Annotated in this window: 10 protein-coding genes and 1 riboswitch; of the genes, 1 reads left to right on the top strand and 9 read right to left on the bottom strand. The window is 38.8% G+C overall.

Going from position 1 to position 16,289, the window contains the following annotated elements; all coding sequences use genetic code 11:
- Window positions 1–4 precede the first annotated feature (4 nt).
- The 9 genes from lpdA to IGL90_RS05695 all read right to left on the bottom strand — a co-directional run bounded on the left by lpdA (window position 5) and on the right by IGL90_RS05695 (window position 14,745).
- Complete coding sequence (lpdA, locus tag IGL90_RS05735) at window positions 5–1,411, bottom strand: dihydrolipoyl dehydrogenase (RefSeq protein WP_002357765.1); 1,407 nt, start codon at window positions 1,409–1,411, stop codon at window positions 5–7.
- Between the two features lie 7 nt (window positions 1,412–1,418).
- On the bottom strand, window positions 1,419–3,038 hold the full coding sequence (locus IGL90_RS05730; protein WP_002357766.1) for a dihydrolipoyllysine-residue acetyltransferase: 1,620 nt from the start codon (window positions 3,036–3,038) through the stop codon (window positions 1,419–1,421).
- A gap of 142 nt (window positions 3,039–3,180) precedes the next feature.
- The gene (locus tag IGL90_RS05725; RefSeq protein WP_002357767.1) at window positions 3,181–4,158 is read right to left on the bottom strand and encodes an alpha-ketoacid dehydrogenase subunit beta; all 978 of its coding nucleotides are present in this window, start codon (window positions 4,156–4,158) and stop codon (window positions 3,181–3,183) included.
- Window positions 4,159–4,160: 2 nt separating this feature from the next.
- Window positions 4,161–5,276: a pyruvate dehydrogenase (acetyl-transferring) E1 component subunit alpha gene (gene pdhA / locus IGL90_RS05720; protein ID WP_002357768.1), complete on the bottom strand. Its 1,116-nt coding sequence runs from the start codon at window positions 5,274–5,276 to the stop codon at window positions 4,161–4,163.
- A 598-nt stretch (window positions 5,277–5,874) separates the two neighbouring features.
- Window positions 5,875–8,487 (bottom strand): magnesium-translocating P-type ATPase, encoded by a 2,613-nt coding sequence (gene mgtA / locus IGL90_RS05715; protein ID WP_002413922.1) that lies wholly within the window; start codon window positions 8,485–8,487, stop codon window positions 5,875–5,877.
- Between the two features lie 223 nt (window positions 8,488–8,710).
- Window positions 8,711–8,878, bottom strand: a riboswitch (M-box (ykoK) riboswitch).
- An 81-nt stretch (window positions 8,879–8,959) separates the two neighbouring features.
- The gene (locus IGL90_RS05710; protein ID WP_002392546.1) at window positions 8,960–9,541 is read right to left on the bottom strand and encodes a TMEM175 family protein; all 582 of its coding nucleotides are present in this window, start codon (window positions 9,539–9,541) and stop codon (window positions 8,960–8,962) included.
- Between the two features lie 169 nt (window positions 9,542–9,710).
- Window positions 9,711–11,324, bottom strand: coding sequence for a glycoside hydrolase family 13 protein (locus tag IGL90_RS05705; RefSeq protein ID WP_048736993.1), 1,614 nt, complete (start codon window positions 11,322–11,324; stop codon window positions 9,711–9,713).
- A gap of 1 nt (window position 11,325) precedes the next feature.
- Window positions 11,326–12,951: a glycoside hydrolase family 13 protein gene (locus IGL90_RS05700; protein ID WP_048736995.1), complete on the bottom strand. Its 1,626-nt coding sequence runs from the start codon at window positions 12,949–12,951 to the stop codon at window positions 11,326–11,328.
- 27 nt (window positions 12,952–12,978) lie between these two features.
- Window positions 12,979–14,745 (bottom strand): glycoside hydrolase family 13 protein, encoded by a 1,767-nt coding sequence (locus IGL90_RS05695; protein ID WP_048736997.1) that lies wholly within the window; start codon window positions 14,743–14,745, stop codon window positions 12,979–12,981.
- Window positions 14,746–15,004: 259 nt separating this feature from the next.
- Here IGL90_RS05695 and IGL90_RS05690 point away from each other — a divergent pair, with 259 nt between their 5' ends.
- Complete coding sequence (locus IGL90_RS05690; protein ID WP_048736998.1) at window positions 15,005–16,255, top strand: extracellular solute-binding protein; 1,251 nt, start codon at window positions 15,005–15,007, stop codon at window positions 16,253–16,255.
- Window positions 16,256–16,289 lie beyond the last annotated feature (34 nt).

Raw genomic sequence — 16,289 nt, 5'->3', positions numbered from 1 at the left:
ACTATTAAATATGAATTGGTAAACCTAAAGCCAATTCAGCTGTATCCATAGTAATTTCGCCCAATGATGGGTGTGGGTGGATTGTTAAAGCAATGTCTTCTGCATTCATGCCAGATTCAATAGCTAAAGCTAATTCAGAAATCATGTCACTTGCACCGACACCGGCAATTTGTGCACCGATGATGACATTGTCTTCTACAGTTGTAACTAAACGCATGAATCCTTCAGTTTTATCTAAAGAGATTGCACGGCCGTTACCAGCAAATGGGAATTTGTAGCCTTTTGCTTCGATTCCCGCTTCTTTTGCTTCTGCAACAGTCATACCAACGCTTGCCAATTCTGGATCAGTAAAGGCAACAGCTGGCATTGCTTTGTAATCAACTGCAACTTTCTTACCAGAAATTGCTTCAGCAGCAATTTTTGCTTCGTAGCTTGCTTTATGCGCTAACGCAGCACCTGGTACGATGTCGCCGATTGCGAAGATGTTTTTCACGTTAGTACGTCCTTGGTTGTCAACTGGGATTAAACCACGTTCGCCAATTTCAACGCCCGCTTGTTCTAAGCCTAAGTCGTCTGTGTTTGGACGACGTCCAACAGTGACCATTACGTAATCTGCTTCAACACTTTCTTCTTTTCCGTTAACTTCATATTTAACAGTGACGCTATCGCCATTGTCAACAGCTTCTTTAGCCATTGCAGAAGTCACGATTGTTACGTTTTTCTTCTTGAAGTCGTCTGTGACAACTTTAACCATATCTTTTTCATAAGTTGGTAAAATTGATGGGCTACCTTCTAAAATTGTTACTTCTGAACCTAAGTTAGCATAAGCGCCACCTAATTCAGCACCGATGACACCGCCACCGATAATAACGAATTTTTTAGGAACTTCTTTTAAGTTTAAACCGCCTGTAGAATCTAACACGCGTCCGCCAAATTTGAATCCTGGGATTTCAATTGGACGAGAACCTGTTGCTACAATAGCATTATTGAATGAGTAAGTTTGTGCTGAGTCTGGGTGAATAACACGCAATGTATTTTCGTCAACGAAGAATGCTTCGCCTTCAATAATTTCCACTTTGTGTTTTTTCAATAACATGCCAACGCCGCCTGTTAATGATTTTACAACTGTGTTATCTTTCCAGTCTTGTGTTTTTGCAAAGTCTAATTCGACTCCTTTAGCTGTTACACCAAAAGTTGAAGAATCTTGTGCTTCTTGGTAATGATGTCCAGCAGCAATTAAAGCTTTTGAAGGAATACATCCAACGTTTAAACAAACGCCTCCGATGTATTCACGTTCGATAATCGCAACTTTTTGACCCATTTCTGCGGCACGAATTGCAGCAACGTATCCTCCAGGACCAGCTCCGATTACGACTGTATCTAGTTCAATGGCGAAATCTCCTACTACCATTTGTTAATCATCCTTCCATTAATAGTAATTCTGGATCAGCTAATAAGCGTTTAATGTTGTTCATTGCTTTTTGAGCAGTTGCGCCGTCAACGATACGGTGGTCAAAGCTTAATGATAATTTCATCATGCGTCCCACAACGATTTCGCCGTCTGCATTAACAACTGGTTCTTGTGCAATTGTACCAACGCCTAAAATAGCAACTTCAGGGTAGTTGATTACTGGTGTAAACCAGCCGCCACCGACTGAACCAATGTTACTAATTGTGATTGTACCATCACGCATATCTTGTGCAGTTAATTTGCCTTCGATAGCCAATGCTGCTTTTTCGTTGATTTCATCAGCGATAGCAAACATGCTCTTCGTATTAGCATTTTTAACATTTGGTACATATAAGCCATGATCTGTATCAGTAGCGATACCAATGTTAAAGTAATTTTTGTAAACAATTTCTTGTGCTGCGTCATCAATTGATGCATTCAAGATTGGGAATTTTTGAACAGTTGAAGTCAATGCTTTTACAACGTATGGTAAGAATGTTAATTTTGTACCATTTGCAGCAGCAACATCTTTAAATTTCTTACGGTGATCCCATAATTTAGAAACTTCTACTTCATCATGTAATGTTACGTGAGGAGCAGTGTGTTTGCTGTTAACCATTGCTTTAGCAATTGCTTTACGTGTTGGTGTCATTTTTTCACGTGTTTCCATTTCGCCTAAATCAGAAGTAAAGGCTTTTGGCGCTGCTTTAGGTGCAGCTGCTTCCGCTTTAGGTGCTGCTTCTGTTGCGGCAGCTTCAGTAGCTGGTGCTGCTTGAGAGCCACCAGAAACAAAGGCATCAATATCCGCTTTAATGACACGGCCACCTTTACCAGTTGCAGTTACTTGTGTAATATCAACGTCTTTTTCACGCGCATACTGACGAACAGATGGCATTGCTAAAACGCGTTTGTTTGGATCAGCGGCTGCAACTACGCCTGTTGAAGCGGCTGGAGCTGATGCTTCCGCTTTAGGAGCGTCAGTAGCTGGTGCTGCGGCTGCCGGTGCTGCTGAATTATGACCAGGTGCGTCAATTTCAACTAACACGTCACCCACATTGGCAACTGTTCCTTCTGGTACAACGATATTTTTTACAGTACCTGTTACTGGTGATGGAATTTCTTCTACTGATTTGTCATTTTGTACTTCTAATAATGAATCATCTTCATTAATTGTGTCGCCCGCTTTAACGAACCATTTAACGATTTCGCCTTCGGCAATTCCTTCACCGATGTCTGGTAATTTGAATTGGAAAAATCCGCCAGCTGCTTCGGTTGTTGGTACAGCAGCAGGTTGTGCTGGTGTTTGTTCTTGTGCAGGAGCTGCTGGTGCTGCATCGTTATCTTCGTGACCAGGTGCGTCGATTTCGATTAACACGTCACCAACGTTTGCAACTGTTCCTTCTGGTACAACGATATTTTTTACAGTACCTGTTACTGGTGATGGAATTTCTTCCACTGATTTGTCATTTTGTACTTCTAATAACGTATCGTCTTCGTTGATTGTATCGCCAGGTTTCACAAACCATTTAACGATTTCGCCTTCGGCAATCCCTTCACCGATATCCGGTAATTTAAACTGATAAGCCATTTTTTAAGTCTTCCCTTCTTCGTTGGATCTGTCTATTTTCTTAGGAGCAAAACGCGGGGAAACGACTATAGTAGCTGAACATTTCATGCCTATAGCCGTAATCCACCTGTTTAATTCTTCGTTTATCTACTTCGAATAACTATTAAAATTCGACGATTTCTCTAGCTTTTGCTTCGATATCTTTCGCATTTGGTAACCAGATATTTTCTGCTTGTCCGAATGGGAAGATTGTATCTGGAGCAGATACACGTCCGATTGGTGCTTCTAATGATAATACGGCACGTTCAGAAATTTCAGAAACAACCATAGCGCCAACGCCAGCTTGTTTTTGTGCTTCTTGAACGACAACCACACGGCCAGTTTTTTCAACAGAGTTAATAATTGTTTCCACATCTAAAGGAGCCACTGTACGTAAGTCAATGATTTCTGCTGAAATATTGTCTTTCGCTAAGCTATCAGCTGCTTTAATCGCTTCACGAACCATAGCGCCGTAAGTGATGATTGATACGTCTGTTCCTTCACGAGTTACAGCCGCTTTATCTAAAGGCACTTCATAAGCTTCGTCTGGCACTTCCTCACGGAATGAACGGTATAATTTCATGTGCTCTAAGTAGACAACTGGATCGTTGCTACGAATAGATGAAATTAATAGTCCTTTTGCATCGTAAGGGTTTGATGGAATAACAACACGAACACCTGGTGATTGTGCGATTAATCCTTCTAAGTTATCTGAGTGAAGTTCTGGTGTATGAACACCACCACCAAATGGGGCACGAACAGTAATTGGCATATTACGAGTTCCACCCATACGGTAACGCGTACGAGCCATTTGACCAACGATTTCGTCAAATACTTCAAAAACGAAACCAAAGAATTGGATTTCAGGAACTGGACGGTAACCTTGCAAGGCAAGACCGAAAGCCAATCCACCGATACCAGATTCAGCTAAAGGTGTATCGAAGACGCGGTCTTCACCAAATTTTTCTTGTAAACCTTCAGTTGCACGGAAAACCCCACCGTTGTTACCAACGTCTTCACCGAAGATTAAGACATTTTCGTCTTTCTCTAATTCAAGAGCTAAGGCATCTGTAATTGCTTGGATCATAGTTTTTTGTGCCATTTTTATTTCGACTCCTTCGCTTCATAAAATGCAATTTGTTCTTTAATTGTTTGAGGTTGAACTTCAAACATATTTTTCAAGAAATCAGAAACTTTTTGTTTTGGCGCTTTATCCGCTTCTGCAATCGCTACTTTGATTTCTTCTTTTGTTTTTTCAATAATTTCTTCTTCTTTTGCTTCAGACCATAAGCCTTTATCTGTTAGATATTTACGGAAACGAGTCAATGGATCTTTTTGTACCCATTCGTCATCCATTTCTTTTGAACGGTAACGTGTTGGATCGTCTCCAGATAAAGTATGTGGACCATAACGATAAGTTAATGTTTCAATTAAAACTGGACCATTTCCTGCAGCTGACCAATCACGTGCTTCTTTTGCAATTGCGTAAACTGCTAATGGATCCATACCATCAACTTGAATACCAGGAATTCCTGCTGCAACAGCTTTTTGAGCTAAAGTTTTAGCCGCTGTTTGTTTTTCACGAGGTGTAGAAATCGCAAAACCATTGTTTTGGATAATGAAGACACCGTTTGCTTGGTAAGCACCAGCAAAGTTAATTGCTTCATAGAAGTCCCCTTGTGAAGAACCGCCGTCACCAGTATAAGTGAAGACAACATTTTCTTTTCCACGTTTTTTCAATCCTAAAGCAACACCAGCTGCTTGGATGTATTGAGCACCAATGATAATTTGTGGTGGTAATGCATTTAAATCTTCCGCGTAGTAGTTCCCTGCTACGTGACCACGAGACCATAAGAAAGCTTCTCTTAATGGTAAACCATGTTGTACTAATTGAGGTACATCACGGTAACCTGGTAGTAAGTAGTCTTCTTTTTCCATTGCAAATTGACTTGCCAATTGGCTTGCTTCTTGTCCAGCTGTTGGCGCGAAGAATCCTAAGCGTCCTTGACGGTTTAATGCAGTAGAACGTTGGTCTAACACACGAGACCAAACCATGCGTGTCATTAATTCAACTAATTCCTCATCCGATAAATCAGGTACTAAATCTTCATTCACAATTTTTCCATCTTGATCCAAGATTTGGAAAGTTGGGAAATCAGCGTCGACTTTAGCCATTAGCTCTTTAAAGTCAATAGGTTTTTGTTTCTTAGCCTTTGCCATTTTGTCACACAATCCTCTCTATTACGTTTCTTTAATTTCGATAAAAGTAAAACAGAGTGCGAAACTGTATTACTTTTTATCGACTACACTTAACAAATTATCACTAAATTCGAAAAAGCGCAAGAAAAAAACTCTAATTTCTTCATTTTTTCACAAAAGAGCAAAACCGCATGTTTTTGCGGTTTAGTGATAATTTTCACAAACAAGAAAACGGTTTCTGTTCCACACTTCTTCTGTACTATTTTTCTCCTAACTGTTATATTCTATTTTGAAAATATTATATAACAGTTCTATTAATTCGAGCCCCCTCATCCCCGAGCTGGCTAGTAATCTGATTTCCGAACTTTGCGTTTTCATGAAAATTATCTTGAAAAAACCAAAAAATAAAAACCGTCAGCCGAGTAACCTACTCAGCATGCGGTTTTTTATTTTTTAGAGAACAAAGTTTTTTTCGTTAATTTTTATTTTTTTTGGCTCGTTTTTTTGCCAAATACTTTACCTTAGGTTTTATCACGAACATTCATTGCTTAAAATCACCAAATTTTCGCAAAACGAGTAATACAGCTTAGCAAATTCTTTTCTCTTTCAGTAGATTTTACTAAATCCATTCCTTGGTAATTTTAATATATAAACGTTTAGCTACTTCAACAGTTAACATGTACGCAATGATGATTCCAAAGAACCATGGCCAGTAGTTAGCCGGAAGTTTCACAAAGTCAAAAACCTCTCTTATAGGCGTTGCTACAATCAAGAAACCGAGTAAAATTGCGCCTAAACTACTTAACATCACAGGCATTGATGCACGACTTTGAATGAATGGTATTTTCCGCGTCCGGACCATATGAACAACTAACGTTTGACTAACAAGTCCCACCATAAACCAACCTGTTTGGAATAAATGTTGAGTTGCCAAACTATTGGCGCTAAACACAAACCACATGACAAGATACGTTAGAATATCGAAAATACTACTTACCGGGCCAATACATACTGTAAATTTCGCTAGTCCGTTCGTTTCCCACCGAACAGGGCTTAATAACTCTTCTTCATCGACATTATCCCAAGGAATTGTCAACTGAGCCACATCATAAATCAAATTTTGAATCAAGAGTTGTAAGGAAAGCATTGGTAGAAATGGTAAAAAGGCACTGGCTACTAAAATTGAAAAGACATTCCCAAAATTAGAACTGATGGTAATTTTAATATATTTCATCATATTGCTAAATACTTTTCGTCCTTCAATCACACCAGATTCCAGTACATTTAAACTTTTTTCCAGTAAAATAATCGAGCTAGCATCTTTAGTAATATCAGCTGCAGTATCTACTGAAATGCCCACATCAGCTTTTCGTAATGCCGGTGCATCATTAATGCCATCCCCCATAAAACCAACCGTATGACCTTTTGCTTGTAGCAATTCAATAATTTTAGATTTTTGCATCGGATTTAATTTGGCAAATAAATTAGTTTCTTCTACTTGCGCCCGCAACTCTTCATCTGTCATTGCTTCAATTTGAGAACCTAATAACACATGGGAAACTTCAATGCCTACATCTTTACAGACTTTTTTGGCGACAATGTCATTATCGCCCGTTAGCACTTTCACGTTGACACCATGTTCATGTAAGGAGCGGATAGCGCTGACGGCTGACTCTTTTGCTGGATCAAGAAACCCCATAAACCCAATCAATGTCATCTCTTTTTCATCTTCAACTGAATAAACTGCTTCTTTATGGACATCTTTTTTTACAGCTACCGCTAACACACGCATCCCTTGTTTGTTCATTTGAACATTCACTCGGCGTAGTTCTTCTCGTACAGCACTGCTTAATGGTACAATTTCGCCATTAATTTGCGCATGCGTGCACACTTCTTCCATTTCTTCCACGGCGCCTTTCGTAATCATCAATTGATGATCATCTGCATTCACGACAACCGTTAAGCGGCGTCTGGAAAAATCAAAAGGAATTTCATCAATTTTAGTGACATTTTTAAACGGCGTTTTCCATTGATGCTCTTCATAAAAATTAATAACGGCAATATCCATTAAATTTTTCCAACCTGTTTGATAAGAAGAATTTAAGTAGGCTAAATTTAGAACTTCGTCACTCAAATCACCTAATGGATTCAAATGTTGAACCAAAACTACACGATCTTCGGTAATCGTTCCAGTTTTATCTGTACAGAGCACATCCATACCACCCAAATTTTGGATAGCCGCTAACTCTTTAACAATGACTTTATGTTTCGATAAGGATAATGCACCCTTGGCTAAGTTACTCGTAACAATCATTGGCAACATTTCTGGTGTCAAACCAACTGCAACGGCAATCGCGAAGAAAAACGCTTCGCCCCAAGCACCTTTAGTTAAACCATTAATCAAGAAAACGATTGGAAACAAAATCATTACCATTCGTAATAAAAACTTACTGACTTTTGCTAAGCCTAAGTCAAAACTAGTTTTTCCTCGTTGTGTTGTAGCATTTTTAGCAATATCACCAAAAAATGTATGTTGCCCAGTTTTTAAAATAATCGCTTTTCCTTGTCCACTCAAGACATCTGTGCCCATAAACACTAGGTCTTGCATATCTAATGCAGAAACCTCTGTTTGTTGACGATCCACACCTGCATCCACAAATTTTTCGACAGGCATGGATTCGCCTGTTAGCGACGATTGATTAACGAATAAATCTTTGGTCCAAATCAACACGGCATCTGCAGGAATCATGTCTCCTGTAGCTAAAGTTACAATGTCTCCTGGAACAATTTCGTCCATTGGAATTTCTTTCGTAATCCCTTCCCGTGTCACTGCAGCGGTATTTTCAATTAATTCTTTTAAATCCAAACTCGCTTTTTGAGAACGATACTCTTGTATAAAAGCAATCAAGACACTGGCTAAAATCATCACGCCCATCACGATAGCGGCTTCGAAATCTTTCGTTAAAGTTGAAACGACCATCAATAAGGCTAAGACATAGACAAACGGATCTTTGAATGCACTTAAAAATAAAATAATTGCTGGGGTTGGCTTTTGTGCAGAAACTTCGTTTGGTCCAAATTCCTCTAATCTTTTTTCGGCATCTTCATTCGAGAGTCCTTTTTCAGATGTCCGTAATTCCATCATTAATTCCCGTTCAGAAAGCAAAGCCAATTTACGTAATTCTTGATCTTTGGTTGCTTTTCTCATATCCATTGTTTTTTTGTTCATCATTTTCTTTTCCTCCAAGGTTGTGGTCACCTGCCGAAAAGAGCGCTAAAATCTTCTCCTTTCGTTGGTGACTGTATTTTGTTTCTCTGTTCACTTCCAGGGTCTTCCATGACAGTCATCCTTTCTTTTTCTTATTTATACTTCCAGTGAATAATTGCTTTTTTGCCAAACACACAAAAAAGGACCTACTCAACAATAGAGTACGTCCCAAAATACCATCTTTAAATAAGATTCTCTATCGTTGAGCTTTAGCACTATAGGGCGTAGATAACATGTATCAGCTACATTATGAATAACCTTCACGATTATTCCTGTTCAACCAACTAAGGGTCTCTCGATCCTTTCGCGGCAGCAGCATTTGTCCAAATAGGAGCCTCACCTAACAATTATTCAGTTTTTATCCACTTCTTATAATAGAGGAGTTTGACATTCTTGTCAAAAGATTTATGACTTTTTTGTTATAAATAAAAAATAACTACTTTAAAATTTCCTTTATTTCTGCTTTTCGCTCAGGAATAAACCACATGACTAAAACAATCGTATCAATAATCAGGACAGCGATTGGCGCTACCAGTTTGCCCACAATCAACGCAATAATATTCAACACAATCGAAAGCGTTAATTTTGGATAGTGGCCAAACAAACGTTGTACTTCGGATTTGGGCCCATTTGCCTGAATCAATGCCCGCACCACTAGATAATAAGCAACATCAGCTCCTAATACTACTAAGCCATACAAAGCTTGTGGCGGCCAAGAAAACGGATGTTCACCTACCCAACCAGTAACAAACGGGAAAAACGTCAACGTCAAAATTAATAAATTATTCATCCAAAGGACACGTCCATCAATTTTACGGACACTTTGAAATAAATGATGATGATTGTTCCAATAAATCAATAAAGTAACAAAACTAATTAAATAAATAATGATTTTGTGTCCAGATTGAGTCAGAGCAGACCAATCTGCTTTTTCAGGAATTTTTAATTCTAAAATTAATAACGTTAAAATAATCGCAATGACTGCATCTGTAAATGCTTCTACACGTGTTTTCGGCATCATTTCCCCCTACTTTCATAAAACTAAATAACTTACCCAAAGTAAGTATAACGCATTTCTGTAAAAATTCAATTATTTATGAAGTCTCTCGGTTGTTGAAGTTCCTAAAAACGAGTGCAAGAGCCCTACTTAAAAGTAAGCCTCTTGCACTCGTTATAGAACAAATCAGTTATTGGAAGACCCCTGCCTGATAAGGTGCTAACTGCATCCGTTTCTTCACCGTAAAATCTTGATTCCCTAACAATTGTTGCCACTTTCTGCCCAGTAATTTATTCGGCAAGTCAAATTGGCACTTTTCTCCACTTAAATTGACAATCACTAACGCTGTTGCCTCAGTTGTTTTTCTTAAAAAAGCAAAAACAGACGGATGATTGGGCGCTAATAGTTCAAACTGTCCATCTGTAAAGACTGGATTTTCTTTCCGCAACGCAATTAACTTTTTATAATAATTCAACACGGATTGCGCATCCGTTTCTTGGTCAGCCACATTTATTTCTTTGAAATTGGGATGAATTGCTAACCACGGATGCCCCGAGGTGAATGAACTTGCCTCTTGATTTGTCCACTGCATAGGCGTACGCGAATGGTCCCGCGTCCAATGCGCCACTTCTTTTAATGCTTGTTTCGCATCGTAGCCATTTTCTATAAGCAAACGATAATGGTTATGGGAATCTTTAGCATCTAACTCGTCAATCTGTTGAAACGGATAATTAACCATGCCGATTTCCTGTCCTTGATAAATAAACGGCGTTCCTCGCAAGAGCAAGGCGATTGTTCCAATCGCCTTAGCAGAATGAGAGGTTTCATTGCCTAAAATTGAATTGATTCTGGGATTATCATGATTTTCTACATATAATGCATTCCAGCCTTCTGTCCCTAAATGCTTTTGCCAGCGAGCCATTACTTTTTTATAGCCTAAAATATTTAACCGTTCTTCTCCTGGCTTCCCTTCTCGAACATTGTGCTCTAATTCAAAAATCATATTCAGATAGCCCGCATCATTGGTCCATTCCACCGCTTTTTTACTTGAAACGCCACTAGCTTCCCCCACTGTCATGATGTCATACTCAGCAAAAATAGCTTTCAAATCCAGCATATAGTCTTCAATGCCTTTTACATTCATAAAGGGAGCCCACGGATTCGTGGTAATTTTAAAATCCCAAGGTTCTTTTTGGATATGACTAATCGCATCCAATCGGAAACCATCAATTCCCAAATCTAACCACCAGCGAATCATCGCATAAATCTCTTCACGAACTTTAGGATTTTTCCAGTTCAAATCAGGTTGCTCTTTTGCAAACACATGAAAATATGCTTGCTTTGTACCCGCGTCATACGTCCAAGTCGAGCCACCAAAAAAGCTTTGCCATTCATTCGGCATACGATCTGGTGTCGCATCGGCCCATAAATAATACTCACGATACGGATTATCTAAACTTTTTTTCGCTTCAACAAACCACGGATGTTGATCACTTGTATGATTGACCACTAAATCAAGAATAATCTTCAAACCTAATTGATGCGCTTGGTCCAAAAGTTCTTGAAAATCTTCCATCGTACCAAATTCTGGCTGAATCCCTTGATAATCCGCAATATCATAACCATTGTCAACGTTTGGCGAAGTGTAAATCGGATTTAACCATAAAAAATCGACCCCTAGTTCTTTTAAATACGGTAATTTCTCAATAATTCCCTGCAAATCACCAATGCCATCCCCGTTGCTATCTTTAAAACTCCGAGGATAAATTTGATAACCGACAGCATTTTTCCACCATTGTTCCATCTTATTGACTCACTTTCACAACAAATGCTTGCCAAGGCGCTAACGAATAATCTGCTAAAGCAGTGACATCTGTCGGCATATTTTCAATCATTACTTGTTCTACATGAACGTCTGCAGAAAATGGCTGAATTTTGTCAGAAAAGTTCGTTACAACAAGCCAGCGTTCCTCACCATAGGTACGATAAAAACTGATCACTTCGTCCACTGTTTCTAGCAATTCAAAGTTGCCCCAAACAATTAAAGGATGTTCTTTTCTCAAACGAATCATTTCTTGGTACGTATAGAATAGTGAATTTTTATCTGCCAAAGCAGCAGCGACGTTAATCGTTTGATAATTGGGATTAACATCAATCCAAGGTGTACCAGTCGTAAAGCCCGCATTTTTTTCAGCGGTCCACTGCATAGGCCGGCGTGCATTATCACGACCTTTAGTATTAATTTTCAGCAAAATTTCTTCTTTAGAATATCCTTTTTCTAGATACTCATGGTACATGTTAATCGTTTCGATGTCCCGCGCTTCACGAATATCTGTAATCGGCGTATTGGTCATACCAATTTCTTCCCCTTGATAAATATAAGGTGTGCCTTTCATCATGTGCAGTAAAATAGCGAATAACTTACTACTTTCCAACCAATATTCTTGATCATTTCCCCAACGTGAAATCATTCTCGGTAAATCATGGTTATTCCAAAATAAAGAATTCCAGCCATCATTTCCTAATTCTGTTTGCCATTTTGCAAAAACCTGTTTCAACTTGGCAACTTCCATTGGCTGAAGGTCCCATTTTTCTTTACCTGGTTGTTGATCCAAGCTCATATGTTCAAACTGAAAAATCATGGATAATTCATGACGCTCTGGACTAGAGTACATTTTTGCAATTTCAGGTGTGGCCCCCCATGTTTCACCTACAGTTAACAGCTCTTTGCCTCCAAATGTCGCGGCGTTCATTTCTTGTAAATAACGATGTAAATGAGGTCCATTCGCGGTGATCTCTTCTCCTGGAATTTTACCCACTAAGTCAATTACATCTAAACGGAAACCGCCAATTCCTTTATCAATCCAAAAATTCATCATCTCGTAAACCGACTGACGCATTTGTTGGTTTTCCCAATTTAAATCTGGTTGTTTTTTACTAAACAAATGCAAATAGTATTGCCCACTCGCTTCATCAAACGTCCACGCCGAACCCGAAAAGGCAGATTTCAATCGGTTAGGCACACCGCCATCTGAAGCAGGATCAGCCCATACATAATAGTCTCGATAGGGGTTCTCCTTGCTTTTTTTTGCTTCAATAAACCAACGATGTTCATCTGAGGTATGGTTAACCACTAAGTCCATAATAATTTCAATCTTTCGCTTTTTCGCTTCCTCAATTAGACGATCCATATCCGCCATCGTACCAAACTCTGTCATAATCGCTTCATAATCAGAAATGTCATAACCATTGTCATCATTGGGTGATTGATAAACTGGTGATAACCAAATAGCCCCAATGCCTAACGTTTCCAAATAATCCAATTTTTCAATAATTCCTGGTAAATCTCCAATGCCATCTCCATTGCTATCCTTAAAACTGCGAGGATAAATCTGATAAACCACGACTTCTTGCCACCAATGTTTTTCCATTCTTCTTCACATTCCTTTGCTTAATTATTATGCTTCATATAAAAGAAAACCTTTTGGTAAAACCATTATCTGTTCTGAAGCAATTTCGATAGAAGAACTTAGCAAAACTTCTCGATCAGTTCTATCGACAAATTGTGTCTCTTGGCCAGTATTAAAAATCCCATAGATCGTCTGTTCCTCCAAACGACAAGCGAGTCTAATCAACCCCGTTTCAAAAGAAGTTCCTGTCCAATCGATTGTTCCACCAGAAAAAACAGCCGCATACTTTTTGCGAAGGGCAATCAATGATTTTACAAATTCCTTCAAATCCAAATCTTGCTGATTTTCCTCCCAAACCATACAACGACGACAATCAGGATCCATATCACCTGTCATACCAATTTCATCACCATAGTAAAGACAAGGGACACCTGGTTGAATATACGTAAACGCTAATACTTGGCGCATCAACTCTTTATCCTCTTTCGTTTCATGCAATAAGCGTGGTGTATCGTGGGAATCTAAAACATTAAACTGCATTTGATTCGTTTGTTGTCGATAGAGCATTAACTGGTTGTTCATTTCAGAAAGCATCTTTTCCAAGGACAGTTCTTGCTTGACAAAGTAGCCCATAATCGCATCTGTGTATGCATAATTCATCACTGCATGAAATTCGTCTCCTTGGAGCCAGCTTTGCGACGAGTGCCAAATTTCTCCTAAAATATAAAAATCTTCTTTTGCGTCATCACATGTTTGCCGGAATTTTTTCCAGAACGCATGATCCACTTCGTTTGCCACATCTAAACGCCAGGCATCAATATCATATTCCTCAATCCAATAACGAGCAATTTCTAAAAGATAGGCTTGCACCTCTGGATTTGCTGTATTTAATTTAGGCATATGCGGAGTGAATGCAAAAGTATCATAAGTAATGTTGCTTGCTTCTTCAAAATCAGCACTTTCTTCATAGCTAGCTGGAAACTCATTTACGTGGAACCAATCGGCATAAATTGAGTCCTGGCCATTTTTTAACACATCTTGCCATTGAGGCGAAGTGTCCCCCATATGATTAAAAACGGCGTCCAACATAATCTTAATGCCCCGTCGATGACACTCTTCGACTAAACGCTTAAAGGTAGCGCCATCACCAAAAGCTGGGTCAATTTTTAAATAATCAATCGTATCATATTTGTGATTAGAAAACGCTTCAAAAATTGGGCAAAAATATAAGCCGTTAACACCTAAATCTTCAATGTAATCAAGATGATCTAGCACCCCTTGCAAATCCCCACCAAAAAAATCTTGTCGATCTGGTCTTTTAGATCCCCACGGCAACGTCCCTTCAGGATCATTGGCGGGATCACCATTTGCAAAACGCTCTGGAAATATTTGATACCAAACCGTTTCTTTTACCCATTCAGGTGCTTTAAAACGATCGATTTCATGAAAATACGGCATCCGAAAATAATTATTCGCCATCTCTAAATACTTTTCTTCTAAAGGATAAATGCCGTGTTCGCCATAAAACGCCGTCAAGCCATCCGTCCCTACTAAAGTAAAAGCATATGAAAGGCGTTTAAATTTTGCACTTAATGCAATAAACCAGTAATCATATAACTCCGTAGATACTAACTTCTCCATGGTTAACGACTGTTGGTACCACTTTTCTTTCCCTAAAAGATAAGGATCTCCTTGCACTAATTGGACAGAGGCAATGTCGCCTTTTGCCGTACGCAAACGAATATGCATTGTTTCTTCTGTATAAAGATAAGCAAATTCACTTTCTGGACGATGGTAGATTGCAGCAGTGTTCATTTAATTCTCTCCTTTAATTGTCGCTTTTCGTGTATTTTCTAATACTCGAACACATTTTAGCGCAAACGATTGCATTTGTATAGCCTTTTTTATTTTTTTATTTAAAATGCTTAATTAGTGGTATACACCACTTTAAATAAACAGTATGTTATTTATAACAAAAAAACTTTTTTAACTTTCTCGATGAAAAACACTTGATTATTTCCGCAATCGGTTGCATAATAAGACTTGTAAAAAATAATTTTTGGAGGGTTCAAAAATGAAAGCGAATTGGAAAAAGATTTTAATGGGCGGTATCCTTTTAAGTGCTTCCGCGGTTTTACTTACTGCCTGTGGTGGCGCAGAAAAAACGAAAGCTGAAAATGAAAGCGGTTCAGCAAATAAAGCAGCTGGTGACGTAAAATTATGGGTTGATACTGAATATATGGGCGTCTTTAAAAAAGTTGTCGCCGATTTCGAAAAAGAAAACCCCGATATTAAAGTTAACTTAACTGCTGGAAATTCGGCAGATGCTAAAAAAGACATTGCAAAAGATCCTAAAGCTGCCGCAGATGTTTTCATGATGCCACATGATCAAATTGGTCAAATGGCAGAAGCTGGTCTGATTTACCCTAACACAAAATATGAAAAAGAAGTCAAAGAAAACAATATCGATTCGGCAGTCGCAGGAGTCACTTGGAAAGACAAAGTCTATGCCTACCCTTATGCCGTAGAGTCACAAGTTCTTTATTATAACAAAGATACGTATTCTCCAGAGGAAATCAAAACTTGGAAGTCTTTAACTGAAAAAGGCAAAATCGGTACCAATTTTGGCGAAGATGGCGCAAATTATATCTTCGGTCCTCTATTTATGAGTAACGGCGATTACTTATATGGTGAAAATGGCGAAGATCCAAAAGGTACCAACTTTAACAACCAACAAGGTATAGAAGTATTACAATGGATTGCCGATCAAAAAAATAATCCTGGTGTGATCCAATCAAATACAGAAGCATTGTCTAATCTAGGTTCTGGCAAAACGGATGCCTTCCTTTCTGGTCCTTGGTCTAAAAACGATGTAGAAAAAGCTCTTGGCGACAAAATGGGGGCTGCTGCCTATCCAACCATTGATTTTGGCAATGGAGAAAAACAAATGAAAGCTTTCTTGGGCGTTCGTAGTTTTGCTGTCAACCAACAAACACAAGCACCATTGGCCGCAATGACATTAGCAAACTATTTAACCAGTGAAAAATCACAAATGACTTACTTCAAAGAAATCGGTTTTGTCCCTTCAAACAAAAAATTACAAACAAACGAAGAAGTTACACAAGATACTGTTGCAAAAGCTATCTTAGAAATGGCGCAACCAACCCACTCTGTGGTAATGCCAAAAATCCCAGAAATCGTTTCATTCTGGCCTGCGATGGATGCAGTGATCAATGATACGTACAAAGGCAATATCAAACCTGCGGATTATCAAGCAAAATTAGATAAATTAGTCCAAGACACATCAAAAGAAGCAAAAGAATAAAAAGAGTAAAGAAATGGGACGAGCTTCAATCTGC

This window comes from Enterococcus sp. DIV1307a (assembly GCF_050537425.1).
Lineage (GTDB): Bacteria > Bacillota > Bacilli > Lactobacillales > Enterococcaceae > Enterococcus > Enterococcus faecalis.
Note: the sequence above shows the minus strand (reverse complement) of the source record. Positions and strands in the feature narration are given on the sequence as shown.